Consider the following 21,928-nt stretch of genomic DNA (forward strand, 5'->3'; position numbering starts at 1 on the left):
TCCCATCGGAGAACCACCCCATGCTGCGTGAAGGACAAGCCCAGGCCATCTACCGCGCCGACTACCAGGCGCCGGCCTACTGGATCGACACCGTCGAGCTGTGCTTCGACCTCGATCCCGCCAAGACCCGCGTGCTCAACCGGATGACGCTGCGGCGCAATCCCGCAGTGCCCGCGCAGGCGCTGCGGCTCGACGGCGAGGACCTGAACCTCGCGCGCGTGCTGGTGGACGGCGCGGGCACCTCGTTCAAGCTCGAAGGCGCGCAACTGGTGCTGGAGAACCTGCCCGAAGGCCCCGGGCCCTTCGCGCTGGAGATCTTCACCACCTGCTGCCCGGCCAAGAACACCAAGCTCATGGGCCTGTTCGTGAGTCAGGACACCTTCTTCACCCAGTGCGAGGCCGAAGGCTTCCGCCGCATCACCTACTTCCTCGACCGCCCGGACGTGATGGCCAGCTACACCGTCACCATCCGCGCCGACAAGACAGCGTACCCGGTGCTGCTGTCCAACGGCAATCTGGTGGACAGCGGCGACCTCGACGAAGGCCGCCACTTCGCCCGATGGGTCGATCCGTTCAGAAAGCCCAGCTACCTGTTCGCCCTGGTGGCCGGCAAGCTGGTGGCGCGCGAGCAGCGCATCACCGCGCGCTCGGGCCGCGAGCACCTGCTGCAGGTCTACGTGCGCCCGGGCGATCTCGACAAGACCGAGCACGCCATGCAGTCGCTGGTCCACGCCATCGCCTGGGACGAGAGCCGCTTCGGCCTGCACCTCGACCTGGATCGCTTCATGATCGTCGCCACCAGCGACTTCAACATGGGCGCGATGGAGAACAAGGGCCTGAACATCTTCAACACCAAGTACGTGCTGGCCAACCCCGCCACGGCCACCGACGCCGACTTCGGCAACATCGAGTCGGTGGTGGGCCACGAGTACTTCCACAACTGGACCGGCGACCGCGTGACCTGCCGCGACTGGTTCCAACTGAGCCTCAAGGAAGGCCTGACCGTCTTCCGCGACCAGGAATTCAGCATGGACATGGCCGGCGTCGAGAGCGCCCGCGCCGTCAAGCGCATCGAGGACGTGCGCGTGCTGCGCACCGCGCAGTTCCCCGAGGACGCCGGCCCCATGGCGCACCCGGTGCGGCCCGACAGCTACATCGAGATCAACAACTTCTACACCGTCACCATCTACGAGAAGGGTGCCGAGGTGGTGCGCATGATGCAGACGCTGGTCGGCAAGGACGGCTTTGCGAAGGGCATGGCGCTCTACTTCGAGCGCCACGACGGCCAGGCCGTGACCTGCGACGACTTCGCCCAGGCGATCGCCGACGCCAACCCGCAAAGCGACCTGGCGCGCCTCCTGCCGCAGTTCAAGCGCTGGTATTCGCAGGCCGGCACGCCGCGCGTGAAGGCCGAGGGCGCCTTCGACGCCGCCGCACAGACCTACGTGCTCACGCTGTCGCAGACCTGCCCGCCCACGCCAGGCCAGCCCGCCAAGGAGCCGTTCGTGATCCCCGTGCGCGTGGGCCTGGTGGCGCCGGATGGCCGCGCCCTGCCGCTGCACCTGCAGGGCAGCGGTGCCGCGCCGGGCGACACCCACACCCTGGTGCTGACGCAAGAGCGCGAGAGCTTCACCTTCACCGGCGTGCAAGCCGAGCCCGTGCCCTCCATCCTGCGCGGCTTCAGCGCCCCCGTGGTGCTCGACGTGGACTACAGCGACGCGCAACTGCTGGCCCTGCTCGCGCACGACGCCGACCCTTTCAACCGCTGGGAAGCGGGCCAGCGCCTGGCACTGCGCAGCGCTATCAATGCGATAGCTGCCACCGCAGGTGCAGAAAGCGCTGCGGGCACTTTTGATGTGCAACCTCTGGATGCCGCCTACATCGACGCCATGCGCAGCGTGCTGCGCCACCCCGCGCTCGACGCGGCGTTCAAGGAGCTGGTGCTGACGCTGCCCTCCGAGAGCTACATCGCCGAGCAGCTCGACGTGGTGGACCCGCAGCGCGTGCATGCCGTGCGCGAAGCCATGCGCACCCAGCTCGCGCAGGCGCTGGCCGCCGACTGGCAGTGGGCCTATGAAGCGCACCATGACAACGGCGCCTACCAGCCCGACCCGGTGTCCTCGGGCCGCCGCGCGCTGGCCGGCATGGCCCTGGCGTACCTGTGCCTGGACGCGCGCCGCACGGGCGACGCGGTCTGGCCCGGCAAGACGCTGCAGCGCTTCAAGGACGCGGGCAACATGACCGACCGCTTCAACGCCCTGGCAGCGCTGGTGGGCAGCGGCCATGCGCTGGCGGCACAGGCGCTGCAGCGCTTCCACGCGCTGTTCAAGGACGATGCCCTGGTGCTCGACAAGTGGTTCGCACTGCAGGCCGGCGCCACCGACCGCGGCGGCGACATCCTGCCGCTGGTCAAGCAGCTCATGGCGCACCCGGACTTCAGCCTGAAGAACCCGAACCGCGCGCGCAGCGTGGTCTTCAGCTACTGCAGCGCCAACCCCGGCGCCTTCCACCGCGCCGACGCGGCAGGGTATGTGTTCTGGAGCGAACAGGTGCTGGCGCTCGACGCCATCAACCCGCAGGTGGCCGCCCGCCTGGCGCGCGCACTTGACCGCTGGAGCAAGCTGGCCGAGCCCTACCGCCATGCCGCACGCGAAGCCATCGCCCGCATCGCGGCCAAGCCGGACCTGAGCAATGACGTGCGCGAGGTGGTTTCCCGCGCGCTGGCCGACTAACCTCATCGTTTCCAGAAAGTCCCCCGCCATGGCACAGCACCCCCCCCTCACCCGCTACCTCGTCGAACAGCAGCGCGCCGGCGTGACGCTCGACGCGCAACTGCTGCGGCTGCTGGAAACCGTCGCCTCGGCCTGCCGGCGCATCGGCGCGGAGGTCCGCCAGGGCGCGCTGGCCGGCGTGCTGGGCAGCGCCGGCAGCGAGAACGTGCAGGGCGAGGTGCAAAAGAAGCTCGACATCATCGCCAACGAGGTGCTGATCGACGCCAACGACTGGGGCGGCCACCTGGCCGGCATGGCCAGCGAGGAGATGGACGATGTACTGCCCGTGCCCGCCACCTACCCGAGCGGCGACTACCTGCTGCTGTTCGACCCGCTCGACGGATCGAGCAACATCGACGTGAACGTGAGCATCGGCACCATCTTCAGCGTGCTGAAGAAGCCCGCGCACGGCACGCCGCTGCAGGCCGCCGACTTCCTGCAGCCCGGTGCGCGGCAGGTGGCCGCGGGCTACTGCCTGTACGGCCCGCAGACCACGCTGGTGCTTACGCTGGGCCGCGGCGTGGCGATGTTCACGCTGGACCACCGCGACGGCAGCTTCGTGCTCACGCAAGAAGGCATACAGATACCGCCGGACACCAGGGAGTTCGCCATCAACATGAGCAACATGCGCCACTGGGACGCGCCGGTGAAGCGCTACGTGGACGAGTGCCTGGCCGGCAAGGAAGGCCCGCGCGGCAAGGACTTCAACATGCGCTGGGTGGCCAGCATGGTGGCCGACGTGCACCGCATCCTGATGCGCGGGGGCATCTTCATGTACCCGTGGGACCGGCGGGAACCGGCCAAGCCCGGCAAGCTGCGCCTGCTGTACGAGGCCAACCCCATGAGCTGGCTGGTGGAACAGGCCGGCGGAGCGGCCACCAACGGGCGCGAGCGCATCCTCGGCATCCAACCCGCGCAGTTGCACGAGCGCGTGGCCGTGGTGCTGGGCTCCAGACACGAGGTCGACCGCGTGACGCAGTACCACCAGGCCGGCGATGCCTGAGTTTCAGGCCGGCTTCAGCTTTGACATCGTAGACTCGGAGCGATGATTGAACATGGCCTTCTGCAGGCACTGATCTACCTCGGCGCGGCGGCGCTGTTCGTTCCCATCTTCAAGCGAATCGGGCTGGGCTCGGTGCTCGGCTACCTGGTGGCCGGCGTGGCCATCGGCCCCTCGGGCCTGCGGCTGATATCCGAAACCGACCTGGTGCAGTCGATCTCGGAACTCGGCGTGGTGCTGCTGATGTTCCTGGTCGGACTGGAGCTGAACCCCACGCGCCTGTGGTCCATGCGCAAGACCATCTTCGGCCTGGGCTCCCTGCAGGTGTTCATCACCATCACCGCCACCGCCGTCACGCTGCACTCATTCAAGATCGACTGGCCCGCCGCCGTCGCGCTGGGCATGGCGGCATCGATGTCATCCACCGCCATCGCACTGCAGCTGCTGGCCGAGCGCAAGCTCACCGTGGCGCCGCCGGGGCAGGCGTCGTTCTCGGTCGCGCTGTTCCAGGACATGACCGTGATCCCGCTGCTGCTGGGCCTGGCCATGCTCTCACCAGATCTTGCGGAGAGCGGCCACCGGCTGCTCGCATGGCGCCCCATCGCCACCGGCGCGGCGCTGCTGACGGGCATGGTGATCGCCGGGCGGCTGCTGCTGCGCCCGCTGATGCGCTGGGTGGCCACCATCGGCATGCGCGAGATCTTCATCGCGTTCGTGCTGCTGCTGGTGATCGGCAGCGCGCTGCTGACCGAAAGCATCGGCCTGTCCATGGCCATGGGCAGCTTCATGGCCGGCGTGCTGCTGGCCGATTCGGAGTACCGACTGGAGCTGGAAGTGGACATCGACCCATTCAAGGGCTTGTTCCTCGGCCTGTTCTTCATGGCCGTGGGCCTGTCGCTCGATCTGGCCCAGCTCATGCGCCAGCCGCTGCTGGTCGGGGGCATGGCGCTGATCATCGTGCTGATCAAGATCGGCGTGATGCGTGCGCTGGGCCGCATCTTCGGGCTCAAGCGCGAGAACGGATGGATGTTCGCGCTCTCGCTCTCGCAGGTCGGCGAATTCGCCTTCGTGCTGCTGACGCAGAGCCAGGATTACCACCTGATCTCCGCCGCCCAGGCATCGCTGGCCAAGACCGTGGTGGCGTTGTCGATGCTGACCACGCCGCTGCTGTTCCTGGCCTTCGACCGCTGGATCGCGCCCGCCTACCGCCGCACCGCCGAGCGCCAGCCCGACCGCATCGACGAGCGCAACAAGGTCATCGTGGCCGGCATGGGGCGTTTCGGGCAGATCATGGTGCGCATACTGCGCGCCACCCGAATCCCCATCACCGTGATCGACAACGACCCGCACCAGATCGAGGCGGCGAGCCGCTTCGGCTGGCGCACCTACTATGGCGACGCCAGCCGTCCCGACGTGCTGGAGGCCGCGGGCCTGGAGGACGCCACGCTGATCGTGCTGGCGATGAATGATGCGCAAAAGGTCATCAGCACGGCCAACTACATCCGTCTGCGCTACCCCAAGGTGAAGATGATCGCGCGCGCGCGCGGGCGAGCCGATGCCATGGAGCTGGAGCGCGTGGGCATACCGGCGGTGCGCGAGGTGTTCGGCTCCGCGCTGGAGGCCACCGAGCGCGCGCTGGTGCTGCTGGGCACCGAGGCAGTGGAAGCAGCGCACATCGTGCAGCGCTTTCGCGAGCATGACGACCGGCTGCTGCGCGAGATGATGAAGGCAAGCCACGATGACGCGCAGATGCGCGCCATCTTCGACCGCGGGCGCCAGGCGTTCCTGCAACTGCTGCAGGCCGAACAGGACAAGCAAGCGACGCGAAAAAAGGAAAAGGACGCTGCGCTACGCACAGACAAGGACGCCTGATTTGTTGGCGCCGATTCAACCTGGAAACGGCAGTTGGATGCGCCTGCCGGTGCCGTGATCGGGGTGCCAGGCAAGGCGCGACGACGCGGCGGGCTTGCTGCCCGCAAGGAGGAGCAACGCCGCATGGCGCGCCGAGCGCGGTGCTGGCAGGTGCATAGCGCTCTCACCTATGAGGTGAACGCCATCGAAGCCGTCAACGCTTGATTTCATGCAGCTTGTCAAGGGATACAAAGCGGTCAACTGCCGTTTCTAGGTTCAACCTGGAAACGGCAGTTGGATGCGCCTGGCAGCCGCGTCCTATGCGTGGCCGTCGGCGAAGGGCGCAACAGTGTCTGGCTCGCTCGCCTGGGCCTGCAGGTCGAGGCTTTCGATGTGGCACAGGCGGGTGTGGCCAAGGCCCGCAGCCATATCACAACTTGTTTTGATGCTCACAGCGAACTCCGTGAAAAGGAGCTGGCTGGCCCAAGTGGATGATGGCAAAACGCCGACAACACGTAAGTGCTTGTCGGCGTTAAACTTTTAACAAGTGGGGTGGCTGATGGGACTCGAACCCACGACGACCAGAATCACAATCTGGGACTCTACCAACTGAGCTACAGCCACCACATGGAACATGTGATTATAACGGGCTTCTTGGCATGCTCCGCAGATACGTTACTCGCGCGGCGCGGGGGTTGCCGCAGCAGGCTTGTCCACCCGTAGCTGCGTCTTGGCGCGTGTCTTGAGCCATTCATAGTACGCCAGCGCCTCCGCCGAGGTGGCGGCCCGGGCCAATTGCTGCGACTGCTGCTGCGCAGCGTCTGCAGCCAGCGCCGCCGGAGGCTCCAGGCGCACGACCTTGACCACGGCATATCCTTGCGAGCCCAGATCCACCCCCACGAAGGCTGGCAACGCGGATGCGGGCGCACGCAGCGCGGCGTCCACCACGGCTCGGGGTTCCTGCTGCAGGTCGTCGCGCGAAACGGTCTTCACCGCAACCGGCATGGCCGCCGACGCAGGTGCGGCCTTCCATGCGGCCAGCTTGGCCTCGCCATCCTTGCGTGCGAGTTCTGTGGCCCGGGTGGCCACCAGGGCCTGACGCACCTGGTCGCGCACTTCGGCCAGCGGACGCGCATGCGCCGCCGCGTACTGCACGATGCGGCCCGCCGCTAGCTGGCTGGGGCCGATCTCGATGGCCTCGGTGTTGCGTTTCTGCTGGAGGGAGTCGGCGGAGAACAGCGCCTCGAGGAAGCGCGGGGACGCCAGTGGTCCGGTGGCGCCTGCAGACGGCTCGCGCGTCACACCCTGGGCCGTGCGGATCTGCAGCTTGAGCTTGTCCGCGGCGGGCTGGAGGCTGTCGGCCTGTTCATAGACGGCGTTGGAGAAGGTTTCGGCCACCTCGGCGAACTTGGCGCTCGCATGCTGGGTGCGCCATTCGTCCTCCAGCTTCGCGCGCAGCTCCTCGAAGCTGGGCTGATGCGGCGTCTTGATGTCGGTGACCTCGATGATGTGGTAGCCGAAATCGGTCGCCACCACGTCGCTGATCTCGCCCTTCTTGAGCGCGAAGGCCGTGTCCTCGAAAGACTTGACCATGGCCCCGCGGGCAAAGAAGTTGAGGTCGCCGCCCTGGGGCGCAGAGCCTGGGTCCTGCGAGTTCTTGCGCGCCACGTCGGCGAAGGTCTGCGGCGCCTTGCGCACCTGGGCCAGCAGTTCCTCGGCGCGCGCCTTGGCCTTCTCGCGCTCGGCGGCGGGCGCGTCCTTGGTCGCGGCGACCAGGATGTGGCTGACGCGGCGCTCTTCCTTGCCGGCGAAGCGTTCGAGGTTTTCCTTGTAGTAGGTGCGCAGTTCATCCTCGCTCACGCTCAGGCCACTTTTCACGGCGGCCAGATCGAGCACGAGGTATTCCACCGACGCCTGCTCGGGCACCTGGAAGTTCGCGGCGTGGCTGGTGTAGTAAGCCTCGATGTCGGCATCGCCTGGATTCACCTGCGCGGCGAATGCGGCGGGGCTGAAGTGCGCGACCTGGATTGCGCGTCGCCCGTGCAGCGCATCGAGCGCCGCCTTGGCTTGGGCGGGCGCGACGAAGGCGGAATCGGCAATGCCACCCATGACCTGGCGCACGGACAGGTCCTGCCGCATGCGCGCCTCGAACCCTTCGGGCGTCAGCCCCTGGCTGCCGACCAGCGCACGGTAGCCATCGGCATCGAGCGAACCGTCGGGCTTGCGCAGTGCGGCAATGGCCGGAATCTCCTGCAGGCTGCGTGCCAATTGGGCGTCGCTGGTGACCAGGCGCTCGGAATGCGCCGCAGCCAGCAGCACGCGCTCGCGCACCAGGCGCTCCAGCGTGGCGTAGCGGGCCGCGGGCGAATCGAGCAGTTTGGGGTCGATCTGCGGCATCTGCGCGCGGACGCGGTCGCTCTCGGCCTTGTGCGCCGCGTCCCACTCATCCTGATGGATGTCCTGGCCATCGACGCGGGCCACCACGGCGCTCTTCTGCGACGCGCGGTTGTAGCCATCGATGCCGAAGAAGATAAAGGAAGGAATGATCAGCAAGAACAGCAAGACCATGACGATCCTGGAGTGCTTGCGGATGGATTGGAACATGTTGTCAGACTTTCAGAGAGGCAATTAGCAATAGGGGCAGCCATTATCGGTTGCGCCCTGCCACACCACCCGGCATGCGGGTCCACACCGGGGGCGCGGCGCAGGCGCACCGGCGCCCAAGGGGCGCAAACGTCGAGCACGTGCTGGGCGAAGCTGTCCATGGGCGCATAGCTTATGCGCTTGTTTGGCTTCAAGCAAAATCGGCCCGCAGCGCCTGTATTTCCTGCGACTACAGCTACATTTTTAATAGTAACCGGGCCTACAGCACAGGTGAGCACAGCCGCGCCAGAGCCTCGGCCAAACGGTGTGGCAGCGGCTGGGATTTGTCCCGCCGCACGGGCGCAGCGCTGCGCAGGTCGGCCTCGAACTGCGCGGCCAGTGCGGACGAGAGCGCGTCGCCGTAGGCCACGGCGCAGACCTCGTAGTTCAGGCGGAAGCTGCGGGTATCGAAGTTGGCCGTGCCGATGAAGGCACACAGGCCGTCCACCACCAGCGTCTTGGAATGCAGCATGCGCGCGCGGTATTCCCAGATGCGCACGCCGGCGGCCAGCAGTTCGTCGTAGTAGGAGCGCGCGGCCGCGCTCACCAGGGCCGAGTCGCTGCGCCGGGGCACGAGGATGCGTACGTCCACCCCGCGCAGCGCGGCGCTGGTCAGCGCCATCAGCGCGGGCTCGGTGGGCACGAAGTACGGCGTGGTGAGCCACACGCGCTCGCGCGCGGCGTGGATGGCTTCCACCTGCATGCGGTGGATGGGCTCGGACGGGTTGTCCGGCCCGCTGGCCACGATCTGCAGCGCGTGCGGGCCGGGCGGCACCTCGGGCAGCAGCCGGGGCATGTCCTGCAGGCGCCCCGCCTGCATGCCGGTGGCGTACACCCAGTCCTCCAGGAACACCATCTGCAGGTTGCGCGTGGCACCGCCCACGATGCGCAGGTGCACGTCGTGGTAGGCGTCGGCGCGGGTGCGGCGGTCCTCCTCGTCGGTGATGTTGACGCCGCCGGTGAAGCCCACGCAGCCGTCGCACACCACGATCTTGCGGTGGGTGCGGTAGTTGGTCACGGGCCGCAGGCGGCGGCCGATGCGCACGCTGTGGAACAGCGCCACCTGCGCGCCCGCGTCGCGCAGCGGCTGCAGGAAGCGCCAGCCCAGGCGCTGCGAGCCCAGCGCGTCCACCAGCAGGCGCACGGTGACGCCGGCGCGCGCCTTGGCGATCAGCAGATCGCGCAGCGCAGTGCCGATGCGGTCGGGCTCGAAGATGTAGTACTCGGCATGCACGTGGTGGCGCGCGGCGCGAATGGCGTCGAAGATGGCATCGAACGTGGCCGCGCCGCCCACCAGCAGGTCCACGCGCTCGGCGGTGGCCACCGGGTACTCCCCCGTGACGAAGCCCAACTGGACCAATTGCCACAACTGGTGGCGCGCATCGAGCGCCTGCGCGGCGCCTGCCTGCCGCAGGGCCCGCACGTCGCGCTGGCCCTGCAGCGATGCCTGGCTGCGCAGGCGCCGCAGGCGCTGCTTCCTGAGCCGCTGCGGGCCGAAGAAGTAGTAGATGAAGAAGCCCACGTAGGGCAGCGCCGCCAACGCGAGCAGCCAGCCCATCGTGGCCTCGGGCGAGCGCTTCTGCAGCACGATCCAGCCCGCCAGAACGACGACATACGCGCCCCAGAGCACGGAAAGTGCGGTGAAAACTTCGTCGCGGGGCAGGTAGGCGAGAACGTTCGGCAACGTGGGGCTGGAGGTGGGGACGACGCCGGCCATCTTACCGGCGCGCATGACCCGCACGGCTGTTCCGCAACGGAACACCGCACTGTTGCGCGGTACAGCGCACGGCACACCCCGGCGGGCGCGGGCCGCGCATGCTGCAGCGCCGCAGGCCTGCCGCGAACCCGCGCCGGCATTGGGCTGCGGGCATGCGCTGCACCCATGCGCAGCACAGCGCCCGCGCATGGCATGGCGCTTGCGCCCTTGCCTGACGCTGGCCGCGCCCGCGGCACAGGCATACGCAACCTCACCAGGAGACAAGCACCATGGACATGGCAGAAATCGCCCACCTCGGCGTGGCGAACCCGTTCAAGAAGCAATACGGCAACTACATCGGTGGCCAGTGGAGCGCGCCCATCGACGGGCAGTACTTCGACAACGTTTCGCCCGTGGACGGTCAACCCTTCACCGCCATCCCGCGCTCGAACGCCAAGGACATCGACGCCGCGCTGGACGCCGCGCACAAGGCCAAGGCCGCCTGGGGCAAGACATCGGCCACCGAGCGCGCCAACATCCTCAACAAAATAGCCGACCGCATGGAGGCCAGCCTGCTCACGCTGGCCGTGGCCGAGACCATCGACAACGGCAAGCCGCTGCGCGAGACCGTGGCCGCAGACCTGCCGCTGGCGATCGACCACTTCCGCTACTTCGCCGGCTGCATTCGAGCGCAGGAAGGCTCGATCGGCGAGATCGACCACGACACCATGGCCTACCACTTCCACGAGCCGCTAGGGGTGGTGGGGCAGATCATCCCGTGGAACTTCCCGCTGCTGATGGCGGTGTGGAAGCTCGCACCCGCGCTGGCCGCGGGCAACTGCGTGGTGCTCAAACCCGCCGAGCAGACACCCGCCTCCATCCTCGTGCTGATGGAACTGGTCGGCGACCTGCTGCCGCCCGGCGTGCTGAACGTGGTCAACGGCTTTGGACTGGAGGCGGGCAAGCCGCTGGCAAGCAGCCCGCGCATCGCGAAGATTGCTTTCACGGGCGAGACCACTACCGGCCGGCTGATCATGCAATACGCAAGCCAGAACATCATCCCGGTGACGCTGGAGTTGGGCGGCAAGAGCCCCAACGTGTTCTTCGAGGATGTACTGGCCGCAGACGACGGCTACCTCGACAAGGCGCTCGAAGGTTTCACGATGTTCGCGCTCAACCAGGGCGAGGTATGCACCTGCCCGAGCCGTGCGCTGGTGCAGGAGTCGATCTACGAGCGCTTCATGGAACGCGCGCTCAAGCGCGTGGCCGCCGTCCGCCAAGGCAACCCGCTCGACAAGAGCACCATGATCGGCGCACAGGCGTCGCAGGAGCAATTGGAGAAGATCCTCTCCTACATCGACCTGGGCAAGCAGGAAGGCGCGCAGTGCCTGATCGGCGGCGGGCGCAACCTGCTGGACGGCAACCTCGCGGGCGGCTACTACGTCAAGCCCACGGTGTTCAAGGGCCACAACAAAATGCGCATCTTCCAGGAAGAGATCTTCGGCCCGGTGCTGTCCGTCACCACCTTCAAGACCGAGGAAGAGGCGCTGGAAATCTCCAACGACACGCTCTACGGCCTGGGCGCGGGTGTGTGGACGCGCGACGGCGCGCGCGCCTTTCGCATGGGCCGCGGCATACAGGCCGGGCGCGTGTGGACCAACTGCTACCACGCCTACCCCGCGCACGCGGCCTTCGGCGGCTACAAGCAGTCGGGCATCGGCCGCGAGACGCACAAGATGATGCTCGACCACTACCAGCAGACCAAGAACGTGCTGGTGAGCTACAGCCAGCAGCCGCTGGGCTTCTTCTGATGCAAGCCATGGCCGCCACCAGCCGCGTGTCGGCCACGCCCGCCGCGCTGGCGCTGATCGCGCGGCTGGTGGCGCAGCACGGGCCGGTGATGTTCCACCAGTCGGGCGGCTGCTGCGACGGCAGCGCGCCCATGTGCTACCCGGCGGGCGAGTTCATGGTGGGCGACGCCGACGTGCGGCTCGGCGAGATTGGCGGCGCGCCGTTCTACATGGGCCGCGCACAGTTCGCCTACTGGGAGCACACGCACCTCGTCATCGACGCCGTGCCCGGCAACGGCGGCATGTTCTCGCTGGAGCGGCCCACGGGGCTGCGCTTCCTCACGCGCTCGCGGCTGTATTCGGACGCGGAATGGACGGCCATCGAGGCGATGGGGCCGCCGCAGGGCGGCGAGGGAGCAGGAGGCATCCAGTGCAGTGTTCAACGCCAAGCAGCACATGAAACCGCGCCTTTTGACGCATGGCGGCGTTGCAAATCCTCGCGATAGCTACGGCTATCGCTGTGGGTTGCGCCTTGCCCTGCGCCAAAACGCATCGCTTTTATTGGTGCCGCCAAGCATCGAACACTGCACTAGAACATGTTCAAAAGAGCCCGCCGGCGAAGCCCGGCCAACGGTGAGGACAAACACATATCAAGCCGCTGGCCGGTACTGCGGAGTTTGCATAAAATTGGCCCCCAGCGCTTGTTCCACCTGCGCTGGCAGCTACTGTTTCAATAGCATTGCGCCGCCAGCAGCAGATCGGCCGCGCCTGCGAGCACGGGGCCGCAGGGCGCCTGCAGCTTGAGCGCCAGCAGCGCGTCGGCGCGCGTGCGGCCCAGGTTCAGGGCCGCCACTGGCAAGCACCGGTCCACCGCCGCCTGCACGAAGCGCAGGCCCGAATACACCATCAACGAAGACCCGGCCACGAGCATGGCGTCGGACCGGGCCAGCGCCGCCCGCGCCTCCTGCACGCGCGCGTGCGGCACGTTCTCGCCGAAGAACACCACGTCGGGCTTGAGCAGGCCGCCGCCGCAGTGCCGGCAGGCGGGCACGTCGAAGGTGGAGAAGTCCCGGCCCTCCAGATCGGCGTCGCCGTCGGGCGCGGCGCGGGCCTCCAGCGCAGCCCAGCCGGGGTTGCGGCGCAGCAGGTCGGCCTGCAGTTCCTTGCGCGGCAGGCGCGCCTCGCAGGCCATGCAGCGCACGGTGTCGATGCGGCCATGCAGGTCGCTCACGCGCCGGCTGCCCGCAGCGCCGTGCAGACCGTCCACGTTCTGCGTGAGCAGCAGTTCCACGCGCCCGGCAGCCTCCAGCCGCGCCAGCGCCCGGTGCGCCGGCCCGGGCCGCGCGTGCGCCATGCGCGTCCACCCCAGCAAGCTGCGCGCCCAGTAGCGGCGGCGCACGGCCTCGTCGCCCATGAATGCCTGCAAGGTGACCGGCGCGGGGCGCTTCCAGTCGCCGTTGGCGTCGCGGTAGTCAGGGATGCCCGACTCGGTGCTGCAGCCCGCGCCGGTCAGCACGAACAGGCGCGGGTGGTGGCGGGCGAAGTCAGCCAGTGCGGCAGCGGCGTGGGTGGTGGCGGTATCCATGCGCCGCCAGCATAGGGCACAGAACCAGTTGTCAGCCCACAGGGGGCTTTGCGCGCAAATGCCGGTACACCGTGTTGCGCGACACGCCCAGCGCGCGGGCTGCTTGCGACACGTTGCCGCCATGCCGCGCCAGCGCCTCGTCGAACGCGTCCCCGCGCACCTGGCGCAGGCGCGCGGGGGCGGCAGCCACCGGCGCGGGCATGGACGGCGCGGGCGCCTGACTGTCCCAGAAGTCTTCCGGCAGGTGTTCGCGGCCGATGGCCGGAGCGCCCTCGGCCAGCAGCGCGGCGATGCGCAGCACGTTGGCCAGTTGGCGCAGGTTGCCGGGCCAGGGGTGGGCCTGGAACAGCGCCATCACCTCGGGCGCGACGCGCGCTGCGGGTTGGGCGCCCTGCCCGTCCTGCGCGCGCAGCAGGCGCTCCACGATCACCGGCAGGTCGGTGCGCTCGCGCAGCGGCGGCAGCCGCACCACCAGGCCATTGAGGCGGTAGTAAAGGTCTTCGCGGAAGCTGCCGGCGGCCATCATCTCGCGCAGGTTGCGGTGGGTGGCGCAGACCACGGCTACGTCCACGTCGATCTGGCGCGCGCCGCCCAGCGGCGCCACGCTGCGCTCCTGCAGCACGCGCAGCAGCCGCGCCTGCATGGCCAGGGGCATGTCGCCGATCTCGTCGAGGAACAGCGTGCCGCCATGCGCCTGGGCGATCCTGCCCACGCTGCCGCGCCGCCGCGCGCCGGTGAAGGCGCCGTCCTCGTAGCCGAACAACTCCGATTCGATCAGCGTCTCGGGAATGGAGGCGCAATTCACCGCCACGAACGGCCCCGCACGGCGCGGCGAATCGTGGTGGATGGCGCGCGCCAGCAGTTCCTTGCCGGTGCCGGTTTCGCCGAGGATCAGCGTGGCCACGTCGCGGCCCAGCACCTTGGCCACGCGGTCGAGCGCCTGGGCCAGTTGCGCGTCGCCGGTCTGCAGGTAGCGCAGGCCCGACAGGCCCGCGGGCCGCGGCGGCGCCACGGCGGGGCGCGCAGCGGGCACGTCCATCGGCGTGCCCATGGGTTCCGCCAGCGGCAGCGCCATGCCGGCGCGTGGACGGAACTCCGCCTGCGCCACCACTTTCACGCCGCCGGGCAACTGCAGCACCAGAGCGCCGACTGCGGCCTGGCGGCAGTGGGCCAGCAGCGCGCCCATGTCCAGGCCGAACAGCGATGAGAAGGTGTGCGCCTGCAGCGCCGGCAGCCCCATGCCGAGCTGGAACTGCCCGCTGCGGTTGGCCGACAGAAAGCGCCCGTCGGGCGTAAAGGCGGCCATGCCTTCCATCAGCGTGCCCAGGAACTCGGCGCGCGCGTGGAAGCGCAGACGCACCGCGCCCTCGAACAGCTTGCCTAACAGGTGGTTTTCCACCATCTGCACCGACATGCGCACCAGCGCCACGGTGTGCTTGCTCTGGCTGCGGTGGTCGCCACTGACGTCCAGCGCGCCGATGATGCGGCCCTGCGGATCCAGGATGGGCGCGCACGAGCAGGTCAGGAAATGGTTGGCGCGCAGGTAATGCTGGCCCGCGTGCACCTGCAGGGGCGCGCCGCAGGCCAGCGCGGTGCCGATAGCGTTGGTGCCCTTGCTCTGCTCGGACCAGCCGACGCCGGGGCGCAGCGCCACGCGGTCGGCGCGGGGCAGGAAATCGTCGTCGCCCAGCGCGTGCAGGATGGTGCCCGCTGCGTCGGTCAGCAGCACCATGCTCTGCGTGCCCATGATCTGGCCGTAGAGCGTTTCCATGACCGGCAGCGCGTGAGTACAGAGCGTGCGGTTGCGCTCCAGCACCTCGCTGAACACGCCGGCCTGCACCGGGTGCAGGTCGGCGGATTCGCTGGCGCGCAGGCCGAACGCGGCAGAACGCGCGTGCGCGAGCCGAATCATCTCGGGCACCGCAGGGGCTGCGGCTGTGGGAATATCCGTCTGCATAGTCTCCTCCAGCACTGCGCGCCGCCACGGCGCATGCGAGGCGACACGTTAGCACGCGGCACACGCCGCCGCGCTGCCGCAAACCCTGCCGGCGCTGGGGCGACAAGGCCGGTGTGGCTCACGCCTGCGGCATGATCGCCTCGGCGTATTCGTAGAGCGCGCCCAGCACGGCCTCGGCGCGTTCGTCGGCGGTTTCCTGCAGGGTGTCGATCTCGGCGAAGAAGCGGTCCACGCCCAGCGCGCCGCCCTCGCCTTCGAGCAGCCGGGCCGCGCGGTGCGCCTCCCAGCGCCCCGCTTCCTCGGGCGCCAGCGTGTCGGGGAAGTTGCGCGCGCGGTAGCGAAACAGCAGCTCTTCCAGCCGCGCGTCGTCGAAGCCGGTGCGTGCGTGGGCCAGTTCCGCCCCCGGCAGGCCGCGCAATTGATTGAGCCGGCGCCGGTCGGCGTTGCCGATGAAGCCGCCATACAGGTCTTCGTCCACGTCGGGCGCGGCCTCGGGCGGGCGCTTGAAGACCTCGGGCCAGACGGCGCTCATGTCGGGCAGCGCGGCGGCGGCCTGCGCGTTGCGCAGCGCGGCCTCCATGTCGATGCCCCAGCGCTCGGCCATGGCCGGCACCAGCGTGCGCAGGTTGCCCACCACCATGGGCGACTTGTTCAGATGCACCGACTTGACGGGAAGGCGCGCCACGCCCTCGGGCAGATCTGCGGTCTTGGTGAACAGGCGTGTGCGCAGCGTGACGGCGTCGAGCAGCGGCAGCTCGCGCGGGTCGTGCGCCAAGTCCCAGGCCAGCAGTTCGTTGCGGTTGGTGGGGTGCGTGGCCAGCGGCCACATCACGGCCAGGCAGCCGCGCTCCGCGGGGAACATGCCCGACACGTGCAGAAAGGGCTTGGCCGTGGCGCTGGTGGCCGGCAGGCCGAGTTCGGCAGCCACCTGGTCCTTCTTGTGCAGGCGCAGCGCAAAGTCGAACAAGCGCGGCTGGCGCGCGCGCACCAGCCGCGCCAGCGCAATGGTGGCGCGCACGTCCGACAGCGCGTCGTGCGCCGCCTCGTGCAGCAGGCCGTTGGCGCGCGCCAGGTCTTCGAGCTTGAAGCTCGGCGAGCCGTCGGCCTTCTTCGGCCATTCGATACCCTCGGGGCGCAGCGCATAGGTCAGGCGCACCACGTCGAGCAGATCCCAGCGCCCGCAGTCGTTCTGCCATTCGCGCGCGTAGGGGTCGATCAGGTTGCGCCAGAACATGAAGCGCGTGATCTCGTCGTCGAAGCGGATGGTGTTGTAGCCCACGCCGATGGTGCCAGGCTGCGAGAACGCCTGCTCGATCTGCGCGGCGAACTGGTATTCGGGCAGGCCCTTCTCCAGGCAGAGCTGCGGCGTGATGCCGGTGATGAGGCAGGACGCGGGTTCGGGCAGGAAGTCGTTGGCAGGGCGGCAGTACAGCATCAGCGGCTCGCCCACTTCGTGGAGGTCGGCATCGGTGCGGATGGCGGCGAACTGCGCGGGCCGGTCGCGCCGCACGTTGGCGCCGAAGGTTTCGTAGTCGTGCCAGAGGAAGGTGTGCATGGAGACAATCTGCGGGGTGGACGCGAAGGATGCAAGTATGCCGGGCACGGGCGCGGGACAATGGCGCGCATGGCCCGCCCCTTCATTCCCTACCTCACCCTGCTCCACTCCTTCCTGCCGTTTGCCGCATGCGCCGCTGCCCTGCTGCTTGCGGGCTGCGCCACCACGCCGCCGGCTGTGCAGCCGCCCGCCACGGCCAGCGTACCCACAGCGCCCGGCGTGAGCCCGCCGCAACCTGGCGAGACAGCGGAGGAAGCCGGCTTTGCCGCATGGGTGCAGGCGTTCGCGCGCGACGCGGTGACGGCGGGCATCCGCCCCGCCACGGTGCAAACGGCGCTGGCGGCGGCGCGGCTGCAGCCGCGCGTGATCGAACTGGACCGCGCGCAGCCCGAATTCACGCGCCCGCCCTGGGCCTACCTGGACAGCGCCGTATCGCCTCAGCGCATCGCGCAGGGCCGCGCCAAGCGCGAGGAATACCGCGCGCCGCTCGACGCCGCCGCCGCGCGCTATGGCGTGCCGGCGGCCATCGTCACGGCGGTGTGGGGCATGGAGAGCAACTACGGCGCCAACTTCGGCAGCTTCTCGGCCATCGACGCGCTGGCCACGCTGGGCTTTGAAGGCCGGCGCCGCGACTGGGCGCGCGGCGAGCTGCTGACGGCGCTGCGCATCATCGACAGCGGCGACATCGATGCCGCGCACATGGTCGGCTCTTGGGCTGGCGCCATGGGCAACACGCAGTTCCTGCCCTCGGTGTTCCTGGCCTACGCGGTGGACGCCGACGGCGATGGTCGGCGCGACATCTGGGGCAGCATGGCCGACGTGGCCGCGTCCACCGCCAACTTCCTCGCACACGTGGGCTGGCAGCCCGGCCAGCCCTGGGGCGCGGAAGTGCAACTGCCGCCGGGCTTCGACTATGCCCGCGCCGAACTGACGCAGCGGCAGCCCGCCGCGCAGTGGGCCGCCGAGGGCGTGCGCAGCATCGACGGCCAGCCGTTGCCGGACCTGCCCGATGCATCCGTCATCACCCCGGCCGGCGCGCGCGGACCGGCCTTCCTGGCGGGCGCCAACTTCCGCGCCATCCTGCGCTACAACAATTCGGTGAACTACGCGCTGGCCGTCGGCCTGCTGGCGCAGCAGATCGAGGGTGGCGCCGGCACAGCAGGCGTCGTGGCGCCCTGGCCGCGCGACCTGCAGCCGCTGGCGCGCGAGCAGTTGCGCGCGCTGCAAGTCGCGCTCAACGAACGCGGCTTCGACGCCGGAACGCCCGACGGCGTGATGGGCCCGGCCACCCGCGCGGGGCTGCGGCGGTATCAGCAGAGCATTGGCGCGGTGGCGGACGGGTACCCCACGCTGGAGTTGCTGGCGCGTTTGTTGCAATAGTAAAAATGGCCGTCAGCGCATATTCCACGGGCGCAAGCAGCTATTAAAACAGGAGCATCCACCAACATGCCGCATAGCCAGCCACGGCGCCACCCAGAGCAGCGCCAACCTCGAACCCGGCGACACCCTGGTGCAGAGGCCGCCCCCGTTAGACTTCGCCGCCGTACAGGCCCGCGCCTCACCGCGCTCTCGGACAGCCTGGCCCGGCTACCCGCCGCCGGCAGCGTCACGAGCCGCCACCAGCCGGGTGGGCTGGATCAAGATTCGAGCCAAGGAAACGGACCATAAGCAGGTCTTGCCTCTGGCGCCAGACTGACCCGGGATGGCCTGCAATGCACCGGGTAGAACCTTGAGCCCCCGGACGGGGAGGTCAAACCGGTTTTGCGATGAAAAATGACTGCTTCGAGCCGCATGACCCACCGTATAACGGCGGGTGGTTTTGCAGAAATTTTCTTTGAATATCAATAACTTATGAAAGTTATTGGCGGAAACGGAGGGATTCGAACCCTCGATGAGGCTCTACACCCCATACTCCCTTAGCAGGGGAGCACCTTCGGCCACTCGGTCACGTTTCCAGTCAATCGGGCAATTATGCCTCAAACCCGGGGCATTTCAGGCTGCGGGCTGGTCGAGTTCGAAGGCCTTGTGCAGGGTGCGCACGGCCAGTTCCATGTACTTCTCGTCGATGACTACCGAGGTCTTGATCTCGGAGGTGGAGATCATCTGGATGTTGATGCCCTCTTCCGACAGCGCGCGGAACATCTTGCTGGCGATGCCCACGTGGCTGCGCATGCCGATGCCCACGATGCTCACCTTGCAGATCTTGGTGTCGCCCACCACTTCCTGCGCGCCCAGGCCGGGCAGCACCTTGTCCTTCAGCAGCTCCATGGTCCGGGCGTAGTCGCCACGGTTGACGGTGAAGCTGAAGTCTGTCTTGCCGTCCTTGCTGATGTTCTGGATGATGACGTCCACCTCGACGTTGGCGTCGGCCACCGCGCCCAGGATCTGGTAGGCGATGCCGGGCTTGTCGGGCACGCCCAGCACGGAAATCTTGGCTTCGTCGCGGTTGAACGCAATGCCGGATACGACTGCGTGTTCCATGTGTTCGTCTTCCTCAAAAGTGATCAGCGTGCCCGACTGGGCCTCCTCGGCGATATCGATGTCCCAGGGCGTGAAGCTCGACAGCACGCGCAGCGGCACCCTGTACTTGCCGGCAAACTCCACCGAACGGATCTGCAGCACCTTGGAGCCCATGGATGCCATCTCCAGCATCTCCTCGAAGCTCACCGTACCCAGGCGCCGGGCCTCGGGCACCACGCGCGGGTCGGTGGTGTAGACGCCGTCCACGTCGGTGAAGATCAGGCATTCGTCGGCCTTGAGCGCCGCCGCAACCGCCACGGCGGACGTGTCGCTGCCGCCGCGGCCCAGCGTGGTGATGTAGCCCTCGTCGTCCACCCCCTGGAAGCCGGTGATGATGACCACCCGGCCCGTCGCGAGGTCGGCGCGCACGCGCTGGTCGTCGATGCTTTCGATGCGGGCCTTGGTGTAGGCGCTGTTGGTCTTGACCGGCACCTGCCAGCCCGCATAGCTCACCGCGTCCAGGCCCTCGGCCTGCAAGGCGATGGCCAGCAGTGCCGACGATGCCTGCTCGCCAGTGGCGGCCAGCATGTCGAGTTCGCGGTAATAGTCGCCGCCGGGCTTGGCGGGCGTGAGTTCCTTGGCCAGACCGAGCAGGCGGTTGGTCTCGCCGCTCATGGCGCTGGGCACCACCACCATCTGGTGGCCGGCGCGCGCCCACTTGGCCACACGCCTGGCGACGCTGCGGATGCGCTCGGTCGAGCCCATCGACGTGCCGCCGTATTTGTGAACGATCAATGCCATTGGAGTTTCATGCGTACGAGGCGCCCTTGCACATTCATGCCGGGCCGCGGCGCAGGTTGGACACATGCGTTTGCTTTGGCGCGCCGCGCGCTCGTACTGGGGAAGGGGTCGGGAAACCCGGGCCAAAACCTATTGAGGGACTTGCAGAATTATTTTTGCCGAAATTCGTCTAAATTTGCTTAAAATTTAAGCAAAATTTCTAAGATTTGATGAATTTTGACGAGAATTTTTAGAGGCCATTTTGGGCAAATTGATTTGGAGGCGATCTCGTGCGTTTTGAGGCGTTTTTCATGTTCAGCGTAGGGGGAGGGGTCGCAGTCTATTTTGAGCGCACGTTGGCGCGTTTAAAAAATTCATCCGAATTCTGCAAGTCCCTCTATTGATTGTACCAACCGAGCACGGCCCCCTGCCGCTCCACCCAACCGCTCCCGACCTTGATGCAGATGCGGTGGCCCCGCGTGGCGCAAGCCGCCAACTGGTCGAGCAGCTCGTCGAGCTGCGCGGTGCTGGGTGTGGTGCCGCAATCGTCCCTCAGCCACTGGCGCAGCGCATTGGCCTGGCGTGCACGGCCCAGGTGCCGCAGCGCGTCGATGGCGGGCGGGCGGCCCGTGGCCCCCAGGTCCTGCAACGCCAGGTCGCGCAGCAGTTCGGCGGCCTGCGCCGCATGGCGGGCGCTGCGCGCGAAGGTGTCGCGGAACTGTGGCAGCACGTCGTCCAACGCGGGCAGCAGGCGCGCGCGGATGCGGTTGCGCGTGAACTGCGGGTCGGCATTGGTCGAGTCTTCGACCCAGGCCACGTTCTGGGCGCACAGCCACGCGCGCACGTCCGCGCCGCGCACGCGCAGCAGCGGGCGGTGGTATGCAATGCCGTCGCGCTCCCAGTGCGCGGGCATGGCCGCCAGGCCCGGCACGCCCGCACCGCGCGACAGGGCCAGCAGCAGGGTTTCGACCTGGTCGTCCGCATGCTGCGCAAGCGCTATGCTTTTAATAGCTGCATGCGCTCGTGTATCAAGCGCCAGAGCCCTGAAAGCCTCATAACGCGCAGTGCGCGCGGCGTCCTCCGGGCTGGCGCCTGGGCGATGCCGCGCATCCACATGCTGCACGGCAAGGGGAACGCCGAGCTGCGCGCACAGGTCCGCGCAATGCCGGGCAAAGCCATCGGCTGCTGCCTGCAGGCCGTGGTGGACGTGCAGGGCCCGCACCTGCCCGGGCCAGCGCCGCGCGCAGGCCAGCAGCAGCGCGGTGGAATCAGCCCCGCCGCTGAACCCCACGGCCAGCGGCAGCGCGGGCGCGAAGGATGCGATGGCCTCGCCGAAGGGCTGGGTCATGCCGCCACCCCGCGCTAGCTGCCAATCACAAGGGGCAGGCGCATGGCAGCGCACTGCCCCTGTGGCGGGGAGATGGCGCGGCCCGGCAGCGCGCTAGTGCAGTGTTCGATGCTTGGCGGCATAAACCTGGAAACGGCAGTTGAATGCGCCTGCCGGTGCCGTGATCGGGGTGCCAGGCAAGGCGCGACGACGCGGCGGGCTACTGCCCGCAAGGAGGAGCAACGCCGCATGGCGCGCCGAGCGCGGTGCTGGCGGGTGCATAGCGCTCTCACCCACGAGGCGAACGCCATCGAAGCCGTCAACGCTTGATTTCATGCGGCTTGTCAAGGGATACAAAGCGGTCAACTGCCGTTTCCAGGTTAAATGAAAGCGATGCGTTTTGGCGCAGGGCAAGGCGCAAACCACAGCGATAGCCGTAGCTATCGCGAGGATTTGCAACGCCGCCATGCGTCAAAAGGCGCGGTTTTATGTGCTGCTTGGCGTTGAACACTG

14 protein-coding genes, 2 tRNA genes and 1 pseudogene are annotated in these 21,928 nt (G+C 68.1%); 6 read left to right on the top strand and 11 right to left on the bottom strand.

Annotation, left to right across the window (positions count from 1 at the left end; translation table 11 throughout):
- Positions 1-20 precede the first annotated feature (20 nt).
- Genes pepN through PY257_RS08705 form a run of 3 tightly spaced genes read left to right on the top strand, consistent with a single transcriptional unit; the run spans position 21 to position 5,643 of the window.
- Positions 21-2,732, top strand: coding sequence for an aminopeptidase N (gene pepN / locus PY257_RS08695; protein WP_275740974.1), 2,712 nt, complete (start codon positions 21-23; stop codon positions 2,730-2,732).
- Between the two features lie 28 nt (positions 2,733-2,760).
- Complete coding sequence (locus tag PY257_RS08700) at positions 2,761-3,774, top strand: class 1 fructose-bisphosphatase (protein ID WP_275740976.1); 1,014 nt, start codon at positions 2,761-2,763, stop codon at positions 3,772-3,774.
- A gap of 42 nt (positions 3,775-3,816) precedes the next feature.
- Positions 3,817-5,643, top strand: a complete 1,827-nt coding sequence (locus PY257_RS08705; RefSeq protein ID WP_275740977.1) for a monovalent cation:proton antiporter-2 (CPA2) family protein — start codon at positions 3,817-3,819, stop codon at positions 5,641-5,643.
- A 15-nt stretch (positions 5,644-5,658) separates the two neighbouring features.
- Here PY257_RS08705 and PY257_RS08710 read toward each other — a convergent pair whose 3' ends face one another.
- From PY257_RS08710 to cls, 4 genes are all read right to left on the bottom strand, one after another.
- Positions 5,659-5,853 (bottom strand): hypothetical protein, encoded by a 195-nt coding sequence (locus tag PY257_RS08710; RefSeq protein WP_275740978.1) that lies wholly within the window; start codon positions 5,851-5,853, stop codon positions 5,659-5,661.
- Between the two features lie 317 nt (positions 5,854-6,170).
- Positions 6,171-6,246, bottom strand: a tRNA-His gene (locus PY257_RS08715).
- Between the two features lie 51 nt (positions 6,247-6,297).
- On the bottom strand, positions 6,298-8,226 hold the full coding sequence (locus tag PY257_RS08720; protein WP_275740979.1) for a SurA N-terminal domain-containing protein: 1,929 nt from the start codon (positions 8,224-8,226) through the stop codon (positions 6,298-6,300).
- 259 nt (positions 8,227-8,485) lie between these two features.
- A complete protein-coding gene (cls, locus tag PY257_RS08725) occupies positions 8,486-9,949 on the bottom strand; it encodes a cardiolipin synthase (RefSeq protein WP_275740981.1) in 1,464 nt (487 codons plus the stop codon).
- A 302-nt stretch (positions 9,950-10,251) separates the two neighbouring features.
- Here cls and adh point away from each other — a divergent pair, with 302 nt between their 5' ends.
- On the top strand, positions 10,252-11,772 hold the full coding sequence (gene adh / locus PY257_RS08730; protein ID WP_275740982.1) for an aldehyde dehydrogenase: 1,521 nt from the start codon (positions 10,252-10,254) through the stop codon (positions 11,770-11,772).
- A pseudogene (locus tag PY257_RS08735) lies at positions 11,772-12,137 on the top strand (DUF779 domain-containing protein); the annotation flags it as partial. The gene adh and the pseudogene PY257_RS08735, both read left to right, overlap by 1 nt.
- Positions 12,138-12,481: 344 nt before the next feature.
- On the opposite strand, the gene PY257_RS08740 reads toward PY257_RS08735, so the two are convergent.
- The 3 genes from PY257_RS08740 to sbcB form a co-directional block, all read right to left on the bottom strand.
- On the bottom strand, positions 12,482-13,336 hold the full coding sequence (locus PY257_RS08740; RefSeq protein ID WP_275740983.1) for an NAD-dependent protein deacetylase: 855 nt from the start codon (positions 13,334-13,336) through the stop codon (positions 12,482-12,484).
- Positions 13,337-13,367: 31 nt separating this feature from the next.
- Entirely contained in the window at positions 13,368-15,293 is a 1,926-nt protein-coding gene (locus PY257_RS08745) for a sigma-54-dependent Fis family transcriptional regulator (RefSeq protein ID WP_275740984.1), read from the bottom strand.
- A gap of 118 nt (positions 15,294-15,411) precedes the next feature.
- Positions 15,412-16,848 (bottom strand): exodeoxyribonuclease I, encoded by a 1,437-nt coding sequence (gene sbcB, locus PY257_RS08750; RefSeq protein ID WP_275740985.1) that lies wholly within the window; start codon positions 16,846-16,848, stop codon positions 15,412-15,414.
- Between the two features lie 69 nt (positions 16,849-16,917).
- Here sbcB and PY257_RS08755 point away from each other — a divergent pair, with 69 nt between their 5' ends.
- Entirely contained in the window at positions 16,918-18,228 is a 1,311-nt protein-coding gene (locus tag PY257_RS08755) for a lytic murein transglycosylase (RefSeq protein ID WP_275740986.1), read from the top strand.
- Between the two features lie 482 nt (positions 18,229-18,710).
- Here PY257_RS08755 and PY257_RS08760 read toward each other — a convergent pair.
- The 4 genes from PY257_RS08760 to PY257_RS08775 all read right to left on the bottom strand — a co-directional run bounded on the left by PY257_RS08760 (position 18,711) and on the right by PY257_RS08775 (position 21,926).
- A tRNA-Ser gene (locus PY257_RS08760) sits at positions 18,711-18,803 on the bottom strand.
- A 37-nt stretch (positions 18,804-18,840) separates the two neighbouring features.
- A complete protein-coding gene (locus tag PY257_RS08765) occupies positions 18,841-20,109 on the bottom strand; it encodes an aspartate kinase (RefSeq protein ID WP_275740987.1) in 1,269 nt (422 codons plus the stop codon).
- 376 nt (positions 20,110-20,485) lie between these two features.
- A complete protein-coding gene (tilS, locus tag PY257_RS08770; RefSeq protein WP_275740988.1) occupies positions 20,486-21,436 on the bottom strand; it encodes a tRNA lysidine(34) synthetase TilS in 951 nt (316 codons plus the stop codon).
- Between the two features lie 298 nt (positions 21,437-21,734).
- Complete coding sequence (locus PY257_RS08775; protein WP_275740989.1) at positions 21,735-21,926, bottom strand: hypothetical protein; 192 nt, start codon at positions 21,924-21,926, stop codon at positions 21,735-21,737.
- Positions 21,927-21,928 lie beyond the last annotated feature (2 nt).

The organism is Curvibacter soli (assembly GCF_029211125.1).
GTDB classification, from domain to species: domain Bacteria; phylum Pseudomonadota; class Gammaproteobacteria; order Burkholderiales; family Burkholderiaceae_C; genus Curvibacter_A; species Curvibacter_A soli.

Excerpts from the sequence above, each read along its gene's own strand:
- PY257_RS08740 (WP_275740983.1), bottom strand. The coding sequence starts at position 13,336 with ATGGATACCGCCACCACCCACGCCGCTGCCGCACTGGCTGACTTCGCC.
- PY257_RS08705 (WP_275740977.1), top strand. The coding sequence starts at position 3,817 with ATGATTGAACATGGCCTTCTGCAGGCACTGATCTACCTCGGCGCGGCG.
- PY257_RS08755 (WP_275740986.1), top strand. The coding sequence starts at position 16,918 with ATGGCCCGCCCCTTCATTCCCTACCTCACCCTGCTCCACTCCTTCCTG.
- tilS (WP_275740988.1), bottom strand. The coding sequence starts at position 21,436 with ATGACCCAGCCCTTCGGCGAGGCCATCGCATCCTTCGCGCCCGCGCTG.
- adh (WP_275740982.1), top strand. The coding sequence starts at position 10,252 with ATGGACATGGCAGAAATCGCCCACCTCGGCGTGGCGAACCCGTTCAAG.
- sbcB (WP_275740985.1), bottom strand. The coding sequence starts at position 16,848 with ATGCACACCTTCCTCTGGCACGACTACGAAACCTTCGGCGCCAACGTG.
- PY257_RS08745 (WP_275740984.1), bottom strand. The coding sequence starts at position 15,293 with ATGCAGACGGATATTCCCACAGCCGCAGCCCCTGCGGTGCCCGAGATG.
- PY257_RS08710 (WP_275740978.1), bottom strand. The coding sequence starts at position 5,853 with ATGAAATCAAGCGTTGACGGCTTCGATGGCGTTCACCTCATAGGTGAG.
- PY257_RS08765 (WP_275740987.1), bottom strand. The coding sequence starts at position 20,109 with ATGGCATTGATCGTTCACAAATACGGCGGCACGTCGATGGGCTCGACC.
- pepN (WP_275740974.1), top strand. The coding sequence starts at position 21 with ATGCTGCGTGAAGGACAAGCCCAGGCCATCTACCGCGCCGACTACCAG.
- PY257_RS08700 (WP_275740976.1), top strand. The coding sequence starts at position 2,761 with ATGGCACAGCACCCCCCCCTCACCCGCTACCTCGTCGAACAGCAGCGC.
- PY257_RS08720 (WP_275740979.1), bottom strand. The coding sequence starts at position 8,226 with ATGTTCCAATCCATCCGCAAGCACTCCAGGATCGTCATGGTCTTGCTG.